This is a genomic window from Paraburkholderia sp. EG286A (assembly GCF_040965375.1).
GTDB lineage: Bacteria > Pseudomonadota > Gammaproteobacteria > Burkholderiales > Burkholderiaceae > Paraburkholderia.
Map to the genome: position 1 here is coordinate 1,073,467 of NZ_JBFRCB010000001.1, position 19,122 is coordinate 1,092,588.

Annotated in this window: 19 protein-coding genes; 9 read left to right on the forward strand and 10 right to left on the reverse strand. The window is 61.0% G+C overall.

Features of this window, described 5'->3' with window-relative positions; translation table 11 throughout:
• The first annotated feature begins 38 nt into the window (after positions 1–38).
• The 3 genes from AB4Y35_RS04825 (at position 39) to AB4Y35_RS04835 (ending at position 2,185) form a co-directional block, all read left to right on the forward strand.
• The gene (locus AB4Y35_RS04825) at positions 39–746 is read left to right on the forward strand and encodes a GntR family transcriptional regulator (protein WP_368703530.1); all 708 of its coding nucleotides are present in this window, start codon (positions 39–41) and stop codon (positions 744–746) included.
• A 64-nt stretch (positions 747–810) separates the two neighbouring features.
• Complete coding sequence (locus AB4Y35_RS04830; RefSeq protein WP_368703531.1) at positions 811–1,536, forward strand: haloacid dehalogenase type II; 726 nt, start codon at positions 811–813, stop codon at positions 1,534–1,536.
• Between the two features lie 10 nt (positions 1,537–1,546).
• Positions 1,547–2,185, forward strand: coding sequence for an NUDIX hydrolase (locus AB4Y35_RS04835; RefSeq protein WP_368703532.1), 639 nt, complete (start codon positions 1,547–1,549; stop codon positions 2,183–2,185).
• 41 nt (positions 2,186–2,226) lie between these two features.
• On the opposite strand, the gene AB4Y35_RS04840 is transcribed toward AB4Y35_RS04835, so the two are convergent.
• The 6 genes from AB4Y35_RS04840 to lhpI all read right to left on the reverse strand — a co-directional run bounded on the left by AB4Y35_RS04840 (position 2,227) and on the right by lhpI (position 6,635).
• Positions 2,227–2,625, reverse strand: a complete 399-nt coding sequence (locus AB4Y35_RS04840) for an H-NS family nucleoid-associated regulatory protein (protein WP_342918827.1) — start codon at positions 2,623–2,625, stop codon at positions 2,227–2,229.
• Positions 2,626–2,696: 71 nt separating this feature from the next.
• Complete coding sequence (locus AB4Y35_RS04845; RefSeq protein ID WP_368703855.1) at positions 2,697–2,924, reverse strand: hypothetical protein; 228 nt, start codon at positions 2,922–2,924, stop codon at positions 2,697–2,699.
• Between the two features lie 62 nt (positions 2,925–2,986).
• Positions 2,987–3,292, reverse strand: a complete 306-nt coding sequence (locus AB4Y35_RS04850) for a hypothetical protein (protein WP_368688365.1) — start codon at positions 3,290–3,292, stop codon at positions 2,987–2,989.
• A 193-nt stretch (positions 3,293–3,485) separates the two neighbouring features.
• Complete coding sequence (gene lhpH / locus AB4Y35_RS04855) at positions 3,486–4,493, reverse strand: trans-3-hydroxy-L-proline dehydratase (protein WP_368703533.1); 1,008 nt, start codon at positions 4,491–4,493, stop codon at positions 3,486–3,488.
• A gap of 20 nt (positions 4,494–4,513) precedes the next feature.
• Positions 4,514–5,635 carry a branched-chain amino acid ABC transporter substrate-binding protein gene (locus AB4Y35_RS04860; RefSeq protein WP_368693082.1) on the reverse strand — a complete coding sequence of 374 codons (1,122 nt, stop codon included), beginning with the start codon at positions 5,633–5,635 and terminating at the stop codon, positions 4,514–4,516.
• 82 nt (positions 5,636–5,717) lie between these two features.
• Positions 5,718–6,635 carry a bifunctional Delta(1)-pyrroline-2-carboxylate/Delta(1)-piperideine-2-carboxylate reductase gene (gene lhpI, locus AB4Y35_RS04865; protein WP_368703534.1) on the reverse strand — a complete coding sequence of 306 codons (918 nt, stop codon included), beginning with the start codon at positions 6,633–6,635 and terminating at the stop codon, positions 5,718–5,720.
• A gap of 308 nt (positions 6,636–6,943) precedes the next feature.
• On the opposite strand from lhpI, the gene AB4Y35_RS04870 reads away from it, so the two are divergent.
• Both AB4Y35_RS04870 and AB4Y35_RS04875 read left to right on the forward strand, forming a co-directional pair.
• Positions 6,944–7,687 carry a FadR/GntR family transcriptional regulator gene (locus AB4Y35_RS04870; RefSeq protein WP_368703535.1) on the forward strand — a complete coding sequence of 248 codons (744 nt, stop codon included), beginning with the start codon at positions 6,944–6,946 and terminating at the stop codon, positions 7,685–7,687.
• Positions 7,688–7,809: 122 nt separating this feature from the next.
• Positions 7,810–9,585 carry a phospholipase D-like domain-containing protein gene (locus AB4Y35_RS04875; protein WP_368703536.1) on the forward strand — a complete coding sequence of 592 codons (1,776 nt, stop codon included), beginning with the start codon at positions 7,810–7,812 and terminating at the stop codon, positions 9,583–9,585.
• Positions 9,586–9,654: 69 nt separating this feature from the next.
• On the opposite strand, the gene dinB is transcribed toward AB4Y35_RS04875, so the two are convergent.
• A complete protein-coding gene (gene dinB / locus AB4Y35_RS04880) occupies positions 9,655–10,800 on the reverse strand; it encodes a DNA polymerase IV (protein ID WP_368703537.1) in 1,146 nt (381 codons plus the stop codon).
• 600 nt (positions 10,801–11,400) lie between these two features.
• Here dinB and AB4Y35_RS04885 point away from each other — a divergent pair.
• Positions 11,401–12,177, forward strand: coding sequence for an enoyl-CoA hydratase-related protein (locus AB4Y35_RS04885; protein WP_368703538.1), 777 nt, complete (start codon positions 11,401–11,403; stop codon positions 12,175–12,177).
• Positions 12,178–12,208: 31 nt separating this feature from the next.
• Here the strand turns inward: AB4Y35_RS04885 and AB4Y35_RS04890 are convergent, their stop codons facing one another.
• Positions 12,209–12,643, reverse strand: coding sequence for a MarR family winged helix-turn-helix transcriptional regulator (locus tag AB4Y35_RS04890; protein WP_368703539.1), 435 nt, complete (start codon positions 12,641–12,643; stop codon positions 12,209–12,211).
• Between the two features lie 100 nt (positions 12,644–12,743).
• Positions 12,744–13,340 (reverse strand): DJ-1/PfpI family protein, encoded by a 597-nt coding sequence (locus tag AB4Y35_RS04895; RefSeq protein ID WP_368703540.1) that lies wholly within the window; start codon positions 13,338–13,340, stop codon positions 12,744–12,746.
• Between the two features lie 90 nt (positions 13,341–13,430).
• On the opposite strand from AB4Y35_RS04895, the gene AB4Y35_RS04900 reads away from it, so the two are divergent.
• From AB4Y35_RS04900 to AB4Y35_RS04910, 3 genes are all read left to right on the forward strand, one after another.
• A complete protein-coding gene (locus AB4Y35_RS04900) occupies positions 13,431–14,762 on the forward strand; it encodes a PLP-dependent aminotransferase family protein (RefSeq protein WP_368703541.1) in 1,332 nt (443 codons plus the stop codon).
• A gap of 238 nt (positions 14,763–15,000) precedes the next feature.
• Positions 15,001–15,594 (forward strand): carbonic anhydrase, encoded by a 594-nt coding sequence (locus tag AB4Y35_RS04905; protein WP_368703542.1) that lies wholly within the window; start codon positions 15,001–15,003, stop codon positions 15,592–15,594.
• 449 nt (positions 15,595–16,043) lie between these two features.
• Entirely contained in the window at positions 16,044–17,231 is a 1,188-nt protein-coding gene (locus tag AB4Y35_RS04910; protein ID WP_368703543.1) for a TIGR03118 family protein, read from the forward strand.
• A gap of 339 nt (positions 17,232–17,570) precedes the next feature.
• Here the strand turns inward: AB4Y35_RS04910 and AB4Y35_RS04915 are convergent, their stop codons facing one another.
• Positions 17,571–18,755: a porin gene (locus tag AB4Y35_RS04915; RefSeq protein ID WP_368703544.1), complete on the reverse strand. Its 1,185-nt coding sequence runs from the start codon at positions 18,753–18,755 to the stop codon at positions 17,571–17,573.
• Positions 18,756–19,122 lie beyond the last annotated feature (367 nt).

Here is a 19,122-nt window from a genome sequence, read left to right on the forward strand (position 1 = left end):
GCCCGCTTTACCGGGCCCACGACGACGGCGGGAAGACCATGAGCAAAGCGACCAACGAGGCAGAGGCGGGTGTCCGCCGCCATGGCGGACGATACATCTACGAAGAGCTGCGCAGACAGATCCTGACGCTGCAACTCAAGCCTGGCGCGCCGCTGGACGAGGTCTCGCTCGCGGAGCAATTCGGCCTCTCGCGCTCGCCCGTTCGTGACGCACTCGCCCGGCTCATTAGCGAGGGGCTCGTCACGATTCTCCCGAATCGCACGACGCTCGTGACGCCGCTGGAAATCGAAGAATTTCCGAAGTACGTATCGGCGCTCGACCTCATTCAGCGCGCCGTGACCCGGCTCGCCGCGCTGCATCGCACGCAGGAGGACCTCGACATTCTCAGGAAGGCCGACGCCGCGTATATGAAAGCGGTCGAGAGCGGCGATGCCGAGGTGTTGACCGAGCGGAACAAGCAGTTGCACATGGCCATTGCGCATGCGGCAAACAATCCCTATTTCGTGGGGTATTACGAACGGCTGCTGGGCGAGGGGCAACGTCTGACGCATCTGCACTTCGATTACACGGTGACTTCGCCTCACGCGACCAGGCTGGGCAATGACCATAGCGAGATCATCGACGCCATTGCGCGTAAGGACGCCGATCTGGCCGAGAAGCTCGCACACGAACACACGATGCTTTTCCAGAAACGGTTTCTCGATTACATGCGCCAGAACATGACGGAATCGATCGCCATTGTTTGATACGTGGCGTCGAAGCGGGCCTGGACAATGTAATCGCCGCCATGCACTTCCCAAAGGAGTACCCGTGGAATTGACCGACTTCGACACACTGACTTTTGACTGCTACGGCACGTTGATCGACTGGGAAAGCGGCATCTTCGCTGGCCTCGAGTCCCTGATCGAACGGGCCAGGACACCGCTGTCGAGGGACCAGGTTCTGGAGGCCCATGCGCGCCACGAGTCGTCGCAGCAGAAATACACGCCGGCCAAGCGATACCAGGAACTGCTACCGATCGTCTACAAGCGACTGGCCGAGGAATGGGGACTGTCGTTCACGCACGAGGAGTGCATGGCGTACGGGCGGTCGGTGCGGAACTGGCCGGCATTCGAGGACACCGTAACCGCGCTTCAGTACCTGAAAAAGCACTACAAGCTGGTCATACTCTCCAACGTCGACAACGAGACCTTCAGCTACAGCAATGCAAGGTTGCAGGTCGCGTTCGACGCCATTTTCACGGCGGAAGATATCGGCTCGTACAAGCCATCGCCGCGAAACTTCGAGTACATGCTAGAGAAGCTGGGCGAGCGTGGCATCAAGAAGGAAACGATCCTTCACACTGCCGAAAGTCTTTTCCACGACCACAAGCCCGCCAGTGAGTTTGGTCTGGCGTCGTGCTGGATTTACCGCCGTCATTCGCAGCCGGGCTTTGGCGCGACCATGAATCCCGGCTGGCAGCCGAACGTCGCCTTCCGCTTCAACAGCATGGCGGACCTTGCGCAGGCGCATCGGGAAGCCGCGGCGAAAAAGTGAGGCGCTATTGATGCCCACGCCCGCCGAACACGAATCGCTGAGAGCACGCCTTGCGCAGGCGCGCCGGCTACTGGCACTTGCGCAAACGGGTTTGCAGTACGCGACGAGCCCGTTCGACACGGAACGGTACACGGAAATCGCCAGCATCGCGCATCAGCAACTCGCGGAAATGGCGTCGATGCAAACCGGCGATGTCGCCGCGCTCTTTGCTTTCGAAACGGGATACGCGAATCCTAAACTCGATGTCCGATGCGCCGTCTTCAATCCGTCCGGTCAGATCCTTCTCGTGCGAGAGGCCGTGGATGGTTTGTGGTCCCTGCCCGGCGGCTGGGCCGACGTAGGCGTTTCCCCCGCTGAGAACGCGGCAAAGGAGGCGCGTGAAGAAAGCGGCTACACCGTGAATATCGTTCGACTATTGGCCGTGTGGGACATGCTCAAGCACGGACATCCGCCTTCCGTGTTTCACATCTGGAAGCTGGTTTTCCTTGGGGAAATCGTGCGCGCAGGGGAAATCGCCGGAGCCGAAACCGACGCCGTTCAATTCTTCGATATCGATGACCTTCCAGCCTTGTCGCAAGGCAGGATTCTGCCGGAACAAATTCGACGACTGGATGCGCTGCGCAATAACAGTGGCGTCGAATTCGACTGAAGTTTCTCGTTGACGCCGGGGCGGCAGCTAACGGTGATGCTTCAGGCGGCGCCGGAGTGTTCCGCTCTGACGGTTGCCAGGCGGCTGCCGGCAAAGGGGTCCTTGCGCCAATCCACGCTTGGGGTTTTCACTGACTGCTGTTCAGGTTCAGCCGCCTCGCCGACGGCAAAATGCTCGAGCGACTGCCCCGCGCTCGTCGCTTGCACCACCCACCGCGGGGCGTCGCCCTTGCCGTCCCACGTGTGGCCAGCCGCATCCCGGTAACGTGCGGCGCGCATTTGCGCGGCGTCTGCCGCAATGGATGCGGCGATATCTTCGGGTTCAATACCAAATTCGGCCATCCGACGCCGCAGATAGGCCACGATGCTTTCGCGTTTTCGTTCGTCCATTTCTAGTTGTGCTTCGCTCTGAATGCAACTCTTGAGCAGAATATAGCGCAAGTCGCGTGCCGCCAGGATATCACAGCTTGAATAGGCGTCCCTGGCGGCGGTAGCGAAAGGTCCAGCGGGAATCAGGTGCTTAGCTTCTGGGAGCGTTCGGCTTCATGTTCCGCGGCCCGATCCTCCGCATGTTTTTTCGCAACGTGATGTCCCACGATGCAGCCGCCAACGGCTCCAGCAACGGCGTGGTGGCCCGCATAATGTCCGGCTACGCCACCCACGACAGCGCCTTTGAGGCAGCCGGCGGCATGTGCGCTTCCGGCGGCCGCCAGTCCCAAAGTGGCCGCCGCGGCAAGCATTCTAATTCGATTATTGACGTTCATGATAAACACTTGTGTGAGATTTGAGTTCTGGAACCGGCTCAATTGCCCCAGCGGCCATTGTCGTGCCACTCGCGCTCACGCCATTGGTGTTCGCGACGCTCGTGTTCGCGCCATTCGTGCTCCCGCCACTGACGCGCGCGCCAGTCATCGTCGCCGCGCCAGGCCACCGCGACCGGAGGAGGCGCGTAGGCAACGGGCGGCGGAGCAACGTACACCGGTTCAGCCGGGGCGTAGGCGGCGCCAGGCAGGTTGACCCCCACGGCCAGATCGACATGCGCAAACGCTGCGCTCGAAGCAGCCAGTGCGGCCGCGCCCAGTACCACGCCGAGAATCGTCCTTTTCATTTCACTACTCCTCCGCACGTGTCGTGCGTTTCTGGTCAGCACGGTTCGGAGTGTAGGCGGCGAGCCCGGACACAGGTGCAACGGCGGTGCGAGTTTCGTAACGGCGCGTTATTTCGATTGTTGCGATACGTAAAAAAGCGCGGACGCTGATTCACAGCGTTCCGCGCCAACGGGTACCACGAGGAGGAAGGGGCTAGCGGACCAGGAACCCGTAAGTCAGCGGGTCGCGTTCGTCGACGATCCAGGTCGCGAAGCCGCACACGAACGCGTTGCCTTCGACTTCCGGGATCACTGCCTGGAAGTCGCCGACGGTCGTCTCGCTGAGCACGCGTCCTTTGAAGACCGTGCCGATAATGGACTCGTTCACGAGGGTCTCGTCCTTGCCGAGTTCGCCACGCAGATACAACTGGGCGACGCGTCCACCTGTGCCGGAGCCGGTCGGCGAGCGGTCCACTTCGCGGTCCGCGAACACGCAGCAGTTGGCTTGCGTCGAGCCTTCGTGGCGCGGTGCATTGGCGATGATGGTGCCGTAAATGTGGTTGATTTCGGGGATCTCGGGATGCTCGACAGGGTAGGCCCTGTTCGCGGCTTGCTTCACCTCTGCGCCGAAGCGGATGAGTTCCTCGACCGACGACTCGCGCACGGCAAGGCCATGCGGTTGACCGTCGGTATAGAAATAAAACGCACCGCCGAAAGCGATGTCGCCCTTCACCGTGCCGAAGGACGGCGTCTCGACAGTGACATCGCGCTTCCAGATGAACGAGGGGACGTTCACGAATCGCACGCTGCCGGCGTGTTCGCCATCCCACTGAACGAACGCTTCGATAAAGCCACAGGGAGCGTCAATGCCGACACGCGTTTCCGGAACACCGCGCTGCACCCAGCCAAGCTCGACCGCTGCGGTGGACAGCGCGATCACGCCGTGTCCGCAGTGGTCGCTGTAGCCCTCGTTGTGCAGGAAGATGATGCCGAAGTCGGCGGTGGGGCTGACCGGTTCGGTCAGATAGCCGCCATACATGTCGGCGTGACCGCGCGGCTCGAACATCAACGCGGTGCGGATTTCGTCGGCGTTTTCCTTGAGCCACGCACGACGCTTCACGATCGTGTCGCCGGGCAGGCGAGGCAATCCGCTGGTGACGATACGGAACGCTTCGCCGCCGGTATGAACTTCGACGGTCGTTATGGTACGAGTAGTCTTCATGATCTTTTGACGTTATTGGCTCACTGACCGTACGGAACCGGCAGGCCGTCCTTGATGATGTAGACGGTCGTCGGCGCGCCCACGAGGTCGCCGTTCGCATCGAACGAGTAAGTGCCTGCGACGCCCTTGTAGTCGGTCTTCGCCAACTGGGCGACGAGCTTCGCCTTGTCGGTGGTGGTGCCGGCCTTGACCATTGCGTCGGCGAGCAGTTTCACGCCGTCGTAGTAGTTGACGGCATAGACCTGCGTGTCGGTGTGGTAGGTGTCCTTGTACTTCTTCAGGAAGTCACGGCCGGCCGCAGTCTTGTCGAGCGCGACGCCACCCTGCGCGCAATACACGATCGACGCGGCTTCGCCCGCGACCTTGCCCATGTCGGCCGAGCAGATGCCGTCGCCGCCCAGCAACTTCGCACGCAGTCCGCGTGCGCGCATCTGCTTGGCCATCGGGGCGCCCTGAGCCGCGTATCCGCCGAAGAAGATGACGTCGGGGTTCTTCGCCTTGATGGTGGTAAGGATGCCCAGGAAGTCGGTCGCCGACGAGTTGGTGAACTCCCGGTCGACGATCTGGATGCCGTTCGCTTTCGCCTCCTTGATGAACTGCTCCGCCACCCCTTGCCCATATGCCGTGCGGTCGTCGATCACCGCCGCGGTTTTCGCCTTCAACGTCTTCGCGGCGAACTGGCCCATCGTGCCGCCCAACTGCTCGTCGCTTGCGCCGATACGGAAGATGTTCTTGAAGCCTTGTTTCGTCAGCGCCGGATTCGAAGCGACGGGGAGAATCGGAATACCGGCGGTGTTATAGACACGCGATGCCGGAATCGCCACGCCGGAGTTGTACGGCCCCATGACGGCAACCACGCCGCTGTCGACGAGCTTTTGCGCGACCTGGACGCCGACCTTCGGGTCCGCCTGGTCGTCTTCCGAATCCAGTTTGAAGGTCACCTTCTTGCCGTCGACCGTCACGCCGCTCTTGTTCAGTTCGTCGATGGCGAGGCGGGCGCCATTTTCGTTGTCCTTGCCGTTCGGCGCCTGCGGGCCCGTTAGCGGCGCCGAGTGACCGATGGTGACGACAGTTTGAGCTTGTGCGGTGAGGGCGAAGCCGGCGGCCGTGACGACGGCGAGGGTGGTGGCGAGATGGCGCATGATGTCTCCGGATTATTGGACTGCCAGGCGAAAGCGAACTTGCACTGCTGCTGTGATGGCGCGGCGCCGTCACGAACGACGTTTAGCGCAGGGCGTCGCGAGCGACCCGGCATGCCGCCAGGTCCCATGCTGCACAGCCTACGCTCTTGAAGAGAATGGGTTTCGTCGCGTGGAATTCTCCGGCGAGGGCATTGGCCAGCGGGGAAACAGCGTTCCAGTCCACGTTGGCCTGGATGAGGTCACCGGCTTCGTGTTTCGCGCCGACGGGGTCATCGACCACCCAGGCACTGCCATCGACGGTTTGGCTGGAGATCTCGGCCGCATCGGGCGTGAACGCGCCGACGCCCACGACCAGGCGGCCCGTGCGTGCGGACTCCGTATACACCGGCGTTTTGCTGGTCGTCAGCGTGATGACGACGTCCGCGGTTTGAGGAATCGCGTCGCTTTCGAGCGCGGTGAGATTAGGCGCTGCAGCGCGATTGCGTGCAACGAATTCGTCCGCATCGGCCTTCGAACGGCCCTTTGCCCGCAACTGCGCCTCCGGGAAGATGGCCGCGAGCGCTTCCGCGTGATTGGCGGCCTGTTTGCCGGTCCCGATGAGGACGATTTCCCGCGGAGGCGTTCGATGCAGGGTCTGGATGCCGAGCGCCGTCACAGCCGCCGTGCGGCGCCCCGTAACGGTCGGTCCGTCGAGCACGAAAAGCATTTCGCCCGTGGACGCATCGCATGCGATGACCTGACCGTGAATGGTCGGCAACTGTCGACTGGTGTTGGTCGGGCAGACATTGACCAGCTTGTGAATGGCGATGTCTGGCGCGCTCGCCGGCATGGACAGCATCAAGCCGCCTTGCTGGATGGGGATGGCCAGACGCTCGGGACTGACGACCTTGCCGGCGCCGTATTCGACGACGGTCTCGGCCAGCGCGCGTACGAGGAGGCGGTAGTCCAGCAGCGCAACCGTCGCGGCCGCGTCGAAATTTCGGATGTCGCGTGAGGTCATTCGGAAGCCTTGGGTTCTGGGTGTCGAAAAGCGGATGCATGCGGCCAGGGGCTTTCTGGCTTCAGTCCGGCCAATTTCTCGGGGAGCGGTGTGGAACGAATCTATACCACTAGTGGGTGAATGGCAAGCCAATCTGTGCCGATCTGGTGTCGACGTGGGCTTTTATCCGACCAAAAAGTCGCAATGGGGGCGGAAAGGTGGTTCGGAGTTTCCCGATTTTTAGCGTGGACGCGCCGTAGTGGGCATCAGGAAGTGGTCGCGAAAGTGGTATATTTGAGAACCACCTCACGCCGCACCGGGAACACACGATGGCATCCGCTCGCTTCGAACTTGAAGGCAACTTTCGGCCCCTGCAGATTTACGAGCAGGTGTCGGAAAAGATCCGGGCCGAGATCCGCAGCGGCCGATTCCTGCCCGATGCCCGGCTACCGTCGGAGCGCGAACTGGCCACGCTCTTTGGCGTTGGGCGGCCTGCCGTGCGCGAAGCCATCGGACAATTGCAAAACGAGGGCCTGGTTGTGACGAAGCGCAACTCGGGCACTTACGTGGCATCCACGGCCGACCAGATTCTCGCCGCGGCGCCGAGCGTGGAAACGCAGCCCGGGGAATCCATATCGGACTTCAGCCCGTCGGCGACGCTCGACGTGCGCCTGATCCTCGAGCCCGCCATTGCAAGGCGAGCGGCGGCACGCAAACAGCGAGACCGGCTGGCCGAGCACTATCTGGACCAGATGGAGACGTTGACGGACGTGGCGACGCCCGAAGAGCGCGCGCTGTGGAACAACAGCGACCGGCTCTTTCATCGTCAACTGGCGGTGATGACGGGGGATGCGTTGCTGGCGAAGCTCGCGGAAGAAATCGCATCGACCATGGACCAGTCGCTGTGGAAGCGGCTCAAGGACGACGGGATTTACGACCCGGCTCGCATTCGACTGTACGTGGCCGAGCATCGGCTGATTTACGAAGCCATTGTCTGCGGAGACGCCGATGCGGCGGCGTTCTATGTCGAGCAGCATATTCATCGCGTGCAAAGAGATATCACACCGCAGTAGTGAGTTTGTCGCGGCTCTGGGCAGCGTCATCGAAACGACATCCAGGCAACATACTTCGTTCACCGTTTCAACAAACTGATGGTTGAAACTGGGGCCTTTGGCTAACACAGCAGAGGTCAACGATGTCGACGAAGGTCCGCAGCTATCTCTCCCCGACGCTGGTTTTACTCGCGCTCGACTGGCCAGACGGTGCGACACGTGCCGACTTCCTCGGTTTCGCCATTGAGCGGGCCCCGGGTTTCACGAGCCCGGACGGAAAAACCCATGACGCGAGCAGCTGGCTCCCCAATCGAATCACCTTCAACGGGCCGGTGCCGGATGGGAAGCCCGATGCGCCTTCGAACATCGCGCCGATTCAAAAATTCATGTGGTGGGACGCGCGTATCGAAGAGGCCGACAGAGGCAAGCAGTTCAAGTACACGGTCTATCCGGTGGTCGGTACGCCGGACAATGTGAATCTGCTGACCGCGGAGGCGAGTTCGGTTGACGTCACGCTTCCGGCGCATATCGAAGACGGCGTGGGTACCTGGTTCAACCGTGCGGTGGTGAGCTCACAGGCTTTCGCACGACAGGTGAAGGCCATGGGAATCGACCCGCATACCGCGCCGCCGGCCGCACAGGCGCTTGAACTTCGAACATGGCTCGCCAACGACATGCAACTCGTGTTCAAGGAAATATTCCTGGACGCGTCGCGCGCGGCGGCTGCCGTCTATCACCTGACCGACCCGCTTTGGGCGATTCCGGCGTTCAAGGAGTTTGGGAGTGCTCACGGCAAAGCGAATGTCGCCGTCGTCTACGACTCGCACCTGGTTCGCGAAAAAGGCAAGCCGCCCGCACCATCACCGAATCAACCCGCGGTCGATGAACTAGGCAGCGTCGTGACGTTCTGCCCGCGCGACAAGACGCATATCATGCACGACAAGCTCATCGTGACGGACCGGGGCGATCGGCAAGGCAACCCGGCATTTGTCGTGGCAGGGTCTGCGAATTTCACGACGGAAGGCATTACGGAACAGGCCAACGTGCTTCACCTGTTCGATTCGGCCGACCTCGCGAAACTGTACGACGACAGAACGAAAGCCATTGCCAGCAATCCGCCGATCAACCAGACCGCTGAACTCACGAATGGCTGGTCCGATTCCGTGACGGTGGGAAGCGCAGCGGTGCGTGTTTGCTTCTCGCCGGAAACGAAAACCCGACGTACCCAGATCGATACCATCGTCGAAGCGATAGGAAAGGCGCAGCACTCCGTCCTGTTCTGCCTCTTCATGCCGACCGACGAACCGCTTCGCGACGCCTGCTTTGCCGCCGGCGACAAGGGGCTGATGATGTTCGGGCTCGTCAACAACATTAGCGAAAAGTCCGCTGAGAATGCGCAAGAGGCGCAAAAAGCGGGAGAAGCCGTGAGCACGACTGCGCTGGCAAACCTCGCGCTCTATCATCGAAGCAGGGAAAACCGCGACGTCATCGACGCATCGTACTTTTCCCCGGCAACCGTGCCCGAAGGATTCGAACCCGAGCTGCGGCTCTTTCCTGGCGAAGTCGCGCCCAGTTACGCTCCGGTCATCATCCACCACAAGTTCATTGTGATCGACGCCGAAGGAGGCAATCCGATTGTCTACACGGGCTCGGCCAACATGAGCAACAACTCCGAGCATTTCAACGACGAGAATCTGCTCGAAATAAAAGAGACGCACATCGCCGGCATTTACCTCGCTGAATTCATGCGGCTATACGAGCACTATCGTGCCCGCGCCGTTGGCATCGAGGAGCAGCAGCATAGAACCGTGCAGCGGCTGTTGTTGCAGCCTGACCGTAAATGGGCCGACAAGTATTACAAGGCGAATAGTCCCGAAGAGAAGGCACGGATTGCATTGGCATCGGATCCGGCCAGTTGATGCATTCGCTTCTGTGTTTGCGTAGTCACCGCGCACGCCTCGCACGACGGGGGCGCTGCGCGTTGCCGGCTAAAAATCCAGCGTGAATTGAGGCGACGCGTTACTGGAAGCTTCTCCGGCGTGCTGGAGGTTGCCGGCCTTGACGCCCAGCAGCCTGATGGATTTTACGAGTTCGACTCTTTTCAGGCACTCGGTCGCCGCGCGCCGCAACGCTTTCGCATCATCAATAGGCTCAGGAAGCGTGACATCACGCGTGACTGTCTTGAAGTCATTGAAGCGCAGCTTGATGCCGATCTTCCTCGCCAGATAGCCCTTGCGCTGGAGGTCGAGCGCCACCTGTTCGCATAGGCGGGTAAAAGCGGCGCCCAGTTCCTGTCGGTGGCGTACCGCGTGTAGATCGCGCTCGAACGTGGTCTCGCGACTCATCGAGACGGGCTCGCTATACGTCACCACCGGCCTGTCATCGAGTCCGTGTGAGACTCTGCGCAGCCACGCCCCGTAGCTTCGTCCAAAGTGCTCGACGAGCCAGTGCTCGTCGCGTGCAGCGATCTCACCGATCGTCGCGATTCCAAAAGACGCGAGCCTGGCGGCCGCCTTGGGGCCGACGCCGTTGATCTTGTTTGCGGCCATTGGCCAAATCCTCGATTGCACGTCCTCCAGCGTCAGGATGGTGATGCCGTCCGGCTTTTGCATATCGGAGCACAGCTTGGCAAGCAGCTTGTTTGGCGCGATGCCGACGGAGCAGGTGAGATTGGTGGCTTCGAAGACCGCGGACTTGAGCTTGCGCGCGATTGCCTCGGAATCCCCATTCGTGAGTGAAACATCTGCGTAGACCTCGTCGATTCCAACGTCTTCCATGCTCGAACTGATTGACCGGACGGCATCCTTGAACAGTCGCGAGTAGGTTCGGTAGAGGTCGAAGTTCACTGGAAGGAGAATCGCATCCGGCGCTAACCGGGCGGCCTTCATGGCGGGCATGCCGGAATGAACGCCGAGTGCGCGAGCCTCATAGGTCGCGGTCGTCAGAACCCCTCTGCCCACATAGTCGCGTAGCCGCGAGAACTCGCGTGTGCCGTCCGGCTTCGTTCGGGGCGCGTCCGAGCGACGACCGGCAACCACCATGGCTTTGCCTCGTAGTTCGGGATACTGCGAAAGTTCACACGACGCAAAGAATGCGTCCATGTCGATGTGGGCTATGCGCCGTTCATCTGGCATGCCTTGGTACTCAAAAATAGCTCTCGATGGCTCCGCGCGACCGACACGCCACGTTGCGTTTTGCGGATATTCCCGGAACTGTACATTTATACAGTAATTTTGTCTGGATGCTGAATCTGATTCGGAGATATTTTTTGAGTGCGAAAGGGTTCGCAAACGTCTTCTTATGTGGCCTCCCGACCTACCTGAGCGCGGAAACAAAAAAAGCCCGCCGGCGTGGCGGGCTGATGCGACGAGGCCGGTGAAACAGCCTCTCATGGTGTCAGTCCTGGCGCGGGTGCAAACGCCGGTAGACGCTCCAGATCGCCACGCCGGCGATCACGATAACGGCGGTGAGAATAAGCATGTTCAGTCCTCCGGTTGCTTGTCTGTTTCGTAATGCCTCAATGCTACGGAGCCTGCGTGCGCGCGAGGAGTGGCGCGACGTCGCGAATGGAGTACCTGGTCGAATTCCGGTCCGCTACGAGATTCAGCGTTCACACGTCATCAGGAGCGGGGGTTCGCGAGCAGGCCCCAAATTGCATGGCATCGACCCTCCGGTTTACTTTGCATGCGAACTACCTATATACTTCGCATGCAAACTAAATTTCAGGAGAGCACATGAGCGCGGAAATTCACGTCGATCAAGCCGACGGCATTCTGACGATTACGCTTGCCCGACCGGACAAGAAGAATGCATTGACGAATGAGATGTATGGCACGCTGGCCGACATCATCGAGAACGCGGAGCACGACAGCCGTGTGCGCGTATTGCTGGTGCAAGGGGACGGAGACATGTTCACCGCGGGCAACGATGTGGGCGAGTTCGCAGCCATAGCATCGGGTAAGGGGCCCAGTGAGCGACACGTGCATCGCTTTTTGCATGCGCTGGCGAAGTCGAGCGTGCCTATCATCGCGGCGGTCCAGGGCAAGGCGGTCGGTAGCGGCACGACGATGCTACTGCACTGCGACTACGTTCTGCTCGCGCCGGACGCAGAACTGATCACCCCGTTCGTCAATCTCGCGCTCGTCCCCGAGGCGGCGTCCAGTTACCTGCTGCCGCTGCGCGTGGGCCACGTGCGGGCCTTCGAGATGTTTGCGCTGGGCGAGTCGCTCGACGCGCAAACCGCTGTCGCGTGGGGTCTTGCCAACAAGGTCTGCGCAAAGGAGCAACTACGCGACGATGCACGCAGGATGGCCGAAAGAATCGCCGCCAAGCCGGCCGGTTCATTGAGCGCCATGAAAAAGCTGATGCGCGAAGCCGAAACGCTGGTTGCGCAAATGGACAGCGAGAGCGCGAAGTTTCAGGAGCGGCTGACGAGCGCCGAGGCAAGGGAGGCATTCGCGGCCTTTGCCGAGAAGCGCAAGCCGGACTTCGCGAGGGTTGCCCAGCACTAGCCAGTGCCTTGCTGACCGGCCACGGTCGAGGTTACGCGTCGCCGTCTTCGGCGAGCGGAAACTTCGTCTGCAGGCTGGTCAGCCACCGCGCCACGACGTCGATCTCCGCTTCCGTAAAGCCTTCGGTCAATCTGGCGTTCAAGTCTTTCATGCGCAGCTTCGACTTTTGGCGGGCGGTACGTCCTGCCTCCGTCAACCACAGGCGCGACGCCCGGCCATCGGTCTCGTCGGCCCGACGTTCGATCAACCCTGCCTTTTCTGTCCGGTCAGCGAGACCGCTCATGCCTGGTGCGCCCAGATCCAGCGCGGCAGCGGCTTCGCTCATGAGTGCGCCGTTGTGCTCACCCAAAAAAAACAGCAGCCCCGCCTGGGCCGCTGTGACGCCGCCGCCGGCCGCACGTGTTTGCGACCACCGTTGCAGCCGGCGCTGTCCCACATTCAATAGATAGACGAGGCGATGTTTCATTTCCGCGCAGATAAAATTTGTGCGATTTAGTTCGCGTGCGAATTATATCATGCGGTGATCGGCCCTTCGAAACGGCGCGCAGACGTTCCGTAGCTTCCGGTTAAAGGAATGGCGAAATGTTTTCGATCGCGCGCGTCGCGTAGGTTTCCTTCTCTCCCACTGGCGCCACGTAGTGAATCACGCTGCGCGCAGCTTCGACGCCGGCGAGGCGCGCGATCACCCAGGCCGCGAGATAGTGCGATGCGAGACACCCGCCCGCCGTCGCGACATTCCCACTGGCCACGAACGGCTGATTGAGCACGGCTACACCCGCCTCTTCGACCCACGGCGTAGTAGTCAGGTTCGTGCATGCGGGAACGCCCTGCAGCAGGCCCAGCTTCGCGAGTATCAGCGTGCCGGAGCACTGCGCGCCAAGCAGCTGGCGCGTTGGGTCGAGCCTGAGTTGCGACATCAGCGCGGGATCGGCGGTGACGTCGCGCGTCCGTACGCCACTGCCGATCAACACCGCGTCGGCTCCGCATGCTTCGTTCAGCGAAACTTGCGCCTCCAGCACGAGCCCATTCATTGAACGCACACTGGAGGCCGGGCTGGCAATCGAAACCCGCCAGTCGGGTTGCCGGACCCGGTTGAGGAGGTTGAATGCGATCAGCGAGTCGAGTTCGTTGAAGCCTTCGAAGGTCAGAATGGCGATGTGCATGGCGCCCTCATACGGTGGAAGCGGTTGTGTCGAGCCATGGTAGGGCGGACAATCAATACAATCAAATTATTGTCATGGATACATTGGGCCATGCCGGAACCCCGCTACAAACCGCTGGTCGATCGGCTCGCCGCCGAAATCCGCGCGGGCCGTCTGCGTCCCGGCACGCGTCTGCCCACGCACCGCGAGCTGGCTGCGCGCGAGGGCCTGGCGTTGGTCACGGCAACGCGTGTCTATGCCGAGTTGCAGGCGATGGGGCTCGTCAGCGGCGAAACCGGCCGCGGCACCTTCGTCAAGGAGCCGCTGCCCCGCGGCCAAGGCATCGATCTGCATGCGTGGAGCGCAGACACCGTGGACCTGAGCTTCAACTATCCGTCGTCGCCCGATCAGACCGACCTGCTCAGGGCAGCACTGCGCCAGCTCGCGGCGGCCGGTGACCTGGAGTCGCTGCTCCGCTACCAGCCCCACGGCGGGCGCGAACACGAGAGGGCGACGGCGGCGCGTCACCTGGCCCGCCGGGGCCTGGAAGCCAGCGCCGAAACCACGCTGTTCGTGAGCGGCGCGCAGCATGGACTGACGACGACGGCGATGGCGTTATTCGAACCCGGCGACGTGGTAGCGGTGGACGCGCTGACCTACCCGGGGTTCAAGCTGGCTGGCGAGGCGAGCCGGCTGGAACTCGCACCGATCCCGGCCGCCGGACGCGGCCCGGATCTGGACGCATTGACGGCCTTGTGCAAGCGGCGCAAGGTGCGCGCCGTCTACACGATGCCGACCCTCCACAATCCGCTCGGCTGGGTGATGAGCGCGACGCGGCGCCGCGAACTCGTCGCCATCGCACGACGACATGGGCTGATCCTGATCGAGGACGCCGCTTATGCGTTCCTCGCGGACGATGCGCCGCCGCCGCTGGCATCGCTCGCGCCGGAGACAACGGTCTATGTGTCGAGCCTGTCGAAGAGTGTTGCGACGGGTCTGCGCATCGGGTTCATCCACGCACCGCACGAATGGGTGCCGAGGCTCGAACGGACGATCCGGGCGACGACGTGGAACACGCCGGCGACCATGACAGCCATCGCGTGCGGTTGGATGGAAGACGGCACGGCAGCGAGGCTCGAAGACGAGAAGCGGCGCGATGCTGCGATACGTCAGCGCCTTGCCGCCGAAGTGCTGGGTCCGCTCAAGAGAATAGGGCACCCAGCGTCGTACTTCATCTGGATGCCACTCGAACCCGAGGTCCGCGCCGACGCGATCGCGATGGCGTTGATGCGCGAACGAATTTCCGTGACGACTGCACTGCCGTTTTCGACGTCGGCTCATGTGCCTCACGCCATTCGCCTCGCCATCGGTTCCGTCGATCTGGCCACGCTCGAGCGGTCGCTGGAGACAGTGGCTCGTGTGGTTGCCGAATATACGTATTGAACGGAGTGGGGGATGGCGGGATATGTCTGGCAGGTTTCGGGTACATCCCCGAAGGCCGCAAACAACCCCTGACGGACGAACGTCGCCTCGTTCAAAAAACGGCTGCTTTCGAGGTTCAACAGCCATTTAAACCGCCAGTTCGGAGAGTGCTCGCGCAAATCGGCTGTGCGAGCTTATTCAAAAGTGGTCTTTTTGAACAGATGTCCTCACCCTGGTTAAACGCCAACGGAGCAAGAAAATGGGCAAGTTCAGCGAATACGAGTACAGGAACTTACCCGGGTTCGATATGAAGACTTTCGGGTGCGCGAATCAGGCCATCCCGATGAAAACACTTGTGATCCACTGCTTTGACCCTCGGGCAGTCGAAATCCCACAGGCCGTTGCCGACTATTTTGGGGACGAGGTTTACCCGGGAGAAATCATCACCGACGAAAATGGCACCCGGGTTGGATCCACGCGAACACTGTTCGCCGCGACCAACGCGGGTGGTCGCGCCGCCTTCGCTCTACAGTCCGTGGCGGCTATGGATTATCTATTTCATGTCAAAAACGTCGTTGTGGTACACCACTCGTTCTGCGGTACGACGACCCTGACGCCGGATCTGATGGTCGAGGAGTATCACGATCATCATCACGCTGATATCTCGACGTCGTTCGATCACGATAGCCTCGCCATCATGGATTTCGAGGAGTCGCTCAACTATGACATCAAGTTGCTTCGTGCGAGCCCGGCAGTGCCGAAGCACGTCAAGCTCTATGGCTTCTTCTACGAAATCAGTTCGGGCAAGTTGACCGAGGTGGTGCGGGACATTCCGGCAGAGATCGCGCTGTGAATGAGTGAATGCGGCGGTGCCGTGGCGGCGCGAGACGAAAGGGGCGAATAACACACAAGCCGAACCTGGTGCCACCGTGCCACATCTCGGTGGGTACTGCGCGACCGCGATCGGCAGCGTGCTATCCGTTTCAGGCCGCCTAATAGCGCTGTCCAAAAAACCAAACGGCCTCTGTCGTTCGACAGCGCACTCATCTGTCTCATTCAACCGCATTAAATCTGGACTTTGGATGAGTCATCAACGACGACGAATTATGAATAGCGTCGCCGCGAGCCTGCAAACAGGGTGAAAACCGTCATGCGCATGCCCCCACTCGCTCGTCTCTGGCTCGCGCAACCATGCCCGACCGGGTGGCTGGCGGAAATTTTTTGCGTCGAGCGGGAATATTTGAAGCGCAGCGGTCGTTTAGCCTGCGGCGATATCTCGCCAGTCAGACGAGGAGGGAAGTTATGTCTCAGATCTCGTGGGGTCTCAAAGCGGCGGCCGTGATTGTTTTCGCCGCCGGTTTCACAATCGGACATGCTGCTGCCGATGAGGCTTACGTCGTCACACCGCTTGTATCCAACCTGGCAGGCTCTGCCCCGAAGGTCGACGGGGTACTGCAGAACGCCTGGGGTATCGCCTTTAGTCCGGCAGGCAGTCCATTCTGGATCAACGACAATGCCACAGGCTGCTCCACGCTCTATGACGGCCAGGGGGCAAAGGTGGCGCTGCAGGTCTCCATCCCGCTGCCAGGCAACGTCATACCGGCCGGCGCCTGTCATCCCGTCTTTGCCAACAATCCACCGAAACCCACGCCCGCAGCGCCAACCGGGATAGTTTGGAATCCTTCGTCATCTTTTCTCGTCCCAGGTACCAACATCCCAGCCGTATTCATCTTCGCGACCGAAGATGGCACGATTTCCGCCTGGGCCGGTGGGTTGAATCCGGCGAACAATGCTGTGATCGCGGTCGATAATTCGTCCAATCCCTCCGCCGCCAGCGGGGCCGTCTACAAGGGGCTCGTCTTCGGAGTGAATGCGCAAGGGGGATTCCTCTTTGCGACGAACTTCCGTGCGGGCCGAATCGATGTATTCGGACCGAACGGTTCGAACGGCTTGTTCGCGCCCGCGACGACGGACGGTGGCTTCGCCGACCCGAACATCCCGGCCGGCTACGCCCCGTTTGGTATCGCGAACATCGACGGGGACCTGTTCGTCACATATGCGCAGCAAGACGGCCCGAAGCATGACGACGTTGCAGGCCGCGGTCATGGATTCGTCGATGTATTCGATACCGACGGCCACCTGCTGCGCCGCTTTGCGAGCCAGGGGCCGCTCGACTCGCCCTGGGGCGTAACGCAAGCGTCGTTTGCGTTTGGGCGCTTCAGCGGCAAGATCCTCGTTGGCAACTTCGGCAACGGCCGAATCAATGTCTTCGACAATGACGGCACGTTCGTCGATCAACTGGAGAATGAGTTCGGCAATCCACTGGCTATCGACGGCCTGTGGACGCTGACACTCGGAGGAGGGCGCAATTCAAGCCCGGACACGCTGTACTTTTCGGCAGGTCCTAACAAGGAGTCGAATGGACTCTTCGGTATCATTGCGCCAGTAAATGCCACCAAAGGACGAACGTCCGCTCAGAACGGGCAATGATCCGCAGCGTGGTTCCCCGGTGATGCCGAATCGAATTGAGCCGAAGGACTCCACCTCAGCCGGTCGCGGAACTCGCTGGACGCGGCCGGCTCTTCCCGGTTAGACGGGGATCTGCCTGTTCTCTGCCGATCGCCCAAAACGCCGCGATGCGAATCGCCGGAACGCAATGCCTGGCCGTAGCTTGTGCAAACGTAAGTGCGCAGTGGCAGTTGATGAAAAATTGCCCACCAACGTGGCGGGCAATTTTCTACGCCAATGCCGAATGCGATATTCCTCGTCTCGCAGTCCTTGTACAACGATCCGCCTCGATGGCCGCGGGATGAAGGTTCTGACGGCCGCCTAGAAGCGGGTCAGCATGCCGATCGCAGCCATCACCTGGTTGCTCGTCGCCGAGAAACCGCCGGCGTTGTACATCACTGCGACATTGTTGTGACCGATCGCGCGCTGGTACATCGCTTCTCCATACACTTCCGTGCGCTTCGACAGCGAGTAGCGCGCAATCGCGTTGACCTGATTCCACTTCGGATCGGAGCCGATGTTCGATTTGCTCACACCGTTCAGATGACCGTCCGTGAAAGTATCCATGAGGCCGAGATTCAGCGCCGGCGTGAGGGCGTACTTGACGTTCAGTTCATAGTTGTCGAAGTGCGTCGAACCGCTCACCGGGTTCAGGCCGAATGCGGACGTGTTCTGGTACTGGCTGTGCGTGTAGACGAAGTTGACCGCCGCCGGGCCGAACGTATAGCCGATGCCTGCGCCGACCGTGCGCTGCACATCCGCCGTCAGGTTGCCGCCGCCTGCGGTCGACTTGAACTCGCTGGGGTCAGCCGCAACGTTCTGGTTCGCTGTTCCCGCAGGGGTGCTCGCCGCTGCCGAGCCGTTGATCTGGAGGTAGGCCGCGGCCAGTCGCAGCGGGCCGTTGTTGTAGCTCACGCCAGCACTGTACGCACGATCGACGGCGAAGCTGGTGCTGTTGCTGAATGCGTACATGCCGCCAAACTTGAAGCCGGCATAGTCGATACTCGCGAATTTCACCGAGTTGCTGAAGCGGACCGTATGTTGCAGGTTGTCGTTGTCGTACACGTGCGCGAAGCCCGAGTCGCCGAACGTGCCGGCCGTGCCGGACAGCGGCGAGACGTAGTCGACCATCGAGTCATACTGGCGGCCCATCGTCAAGGTGCCGTATTGATCGCCGCTCACGCCGACAAACGCTTGACGGCCGAACATGCGACCACCCTGGCCGAGCGTGCCGTTGTTGACGTTGAAGCCGTTTTCGAGCACGAAGATCGCATGCAGACCGCCGCCGAGATCCTCGCTGCCGCGCAGACCGAAGCGGCTGCCGCTGATATTGCCGCTTGCGAGTGCGACGCGCGAGCTACCGTGGCTGGGCGCGCCGTTCTGAACGTTGTTCGTATAGGAGATGCCCGCGTCGATCAGGCCGTACAGGGTGACCGAGCTCTGGGCACTGGCCGCCGACGCTGCAAATGCTGCGCAAACGGCGACGGCAATGGAAATCTTCTTCATGAGATGACACCCGATGGCGTGAGAGGAAACAATCGCGCCAGTCTATAGCCGCGTCCGGAGCAGAAGCCGAAACGCCCTTGAAAATAATTACTGCAAGCGAATTGACTCATTCATAAAATTGCAGCAATTGAGCCGCGATTTGACTTTGCGACCTGTGGCGAGACGAGTGGCAAACATATTCGTTTCCATAACGAGTTGTGCCATCGCAACAGCGTTGGGTTAAGTAGGCGTTTCCTGCGTGGACGCGATCGAGTTTTGCTCGCGGTCGATCATTTGTTAAAGCGCTGTCGAAACTGCGCGCATTTTGTTGCTTTAGGGGTCAGTCAGGACGAGACCTGTCTACGCATCTGACGGCAGACGGCGTAGC

What these genes read in the sequence shown, in the direction of transcription:
- AB4Y35_RS04835 (WP_368703532.1), top strand. Translation starts at nt 1,547, where the DNA reads ATGCCCACGCCCGCCGAACACGAATCGCTGAGAGCACGCCTTGCGCAG.
- AB4Y35_RS04915 (WP_368703544.1), bottom strand. Translation starts at nt 18,755, where the DNA reads ATGAAGAAGATTTCCATTGCCGTCGCCGTTTGCGCAGCATTTGCAGCG.
- AB4Y35_RS04875 (WP_368703536.1), top strand. Translation starts at nt 7,810, where the DNA reads ATGTCGACGAAGGTCCGCAGCTATCTCTCCCCGACGCTGGTTTTACTC.
- AB4Y35_RS04890 (WP_368703539.1), bottom strand. Translation starts at nt 12,643, where the DNA reads ATGAAACATCGCCTCGTCTATCTATTGAATGTGGGACAGCGCCGGCTG.
- AB4Y35_RS04885 (WP_368703538.1), top strand. Translation starts at nt 11,401, where the DNA reads ATGAGCGCGGAAATTCACGTCGATCAAGCCGACGGCATTCTGACGATT.
- AB4Y35_RS04825 (WP_368703530.1), top strand. Translation starts at nt 39, where the DNA reads ATGAGCAAAGCGACCAACGAGGCAGAGGCGGGTGTCCGCCGCCATGGC.
- AB4Y35_RS04850 (WP_368688365.1), bottom strand. Translation starts at nt 3,292, where the DNA reads ATGAAAAGGACGATTCTCGGCGTGGTACTGGGCGCGGCCGCACTGGCT.
- dinB (WP_368703537.1), bottom strand. Translation starts at nt 10,800, where the DNA reads ATGCCAGATGAACGGCGCATAGCCCACATCGACATGGACGCATTCTTT.
- AB4Y35_RS04895 (WP_368703540.1), bottom strand. Translation starts at nt 13,340, where the DNA reads ATGCACATCGCCATTCTGACCTTCGAAGGCTTCAACGAACTCGACTCG.
- AB4Y35_RS04870 (WP_368703535.1), top strand. Translation starts at nt 6,944, where the DNA reads ATGGCATCCGCTCGCTTCGAACTTGAAGGCAACTTTCGGCCCCTGCAG.
- lhpI (WP_368703534.1), bottom strand. Translation starts at nt 6,635, where the DNA reads ATGACCTCACGCGACATCCGAAATTTCGACGCGGCCGCGACGGTTGCG.
- AB4Y35_RS04845 (WP_368703855.1), bottom strand. Translation starts at nt 2,924, where the DNA reads ATGCTTGCCGCGGCGGCCACTTTGGGACTGGCGGCCGCCGGAAGCGCA.
- AB4Y35_RS04900 (WP_368703541.1), top strand. Translation starts at nt 13,431, where the DNA reads ATGCCGGAACCCCGCTACAAACCGCTGGTCGATCGGCTCGCCGCCGAA.
- AB4Y35_RS04910 (WP_368703543.1), top strand. Translation starts at nt 16,044, where the DNA reads ATGTCTCAGATCTCGTGGGGTCTCAAAGCGGCGGCCGTGATTGTTTTC.
- AB4Y35_RS04860 (WP_368693082.1), bottom strand. Translation starts at nt 5,635, where the DNA reads ATGCGCCATCTCGCCACCACCCTCGCCGTCGTCACGGCCGCCGGCTTC.
- lhpH (WP_368703533.1), bottom strand. Translation starts at nt 4,493, where the DNA reads ATGAAGACTACTCGTACCATAACGACCGTCGAAGTTCATACCGGCGGC.
- AB4Y35_RS04905 (WP_368703542.1), top strand. Translation starts at nt 15,001, where the DNA reads ATGGGCAAGTTCAGCGAATACGAGTACAGGAACTTACCCGGGTTCGAT.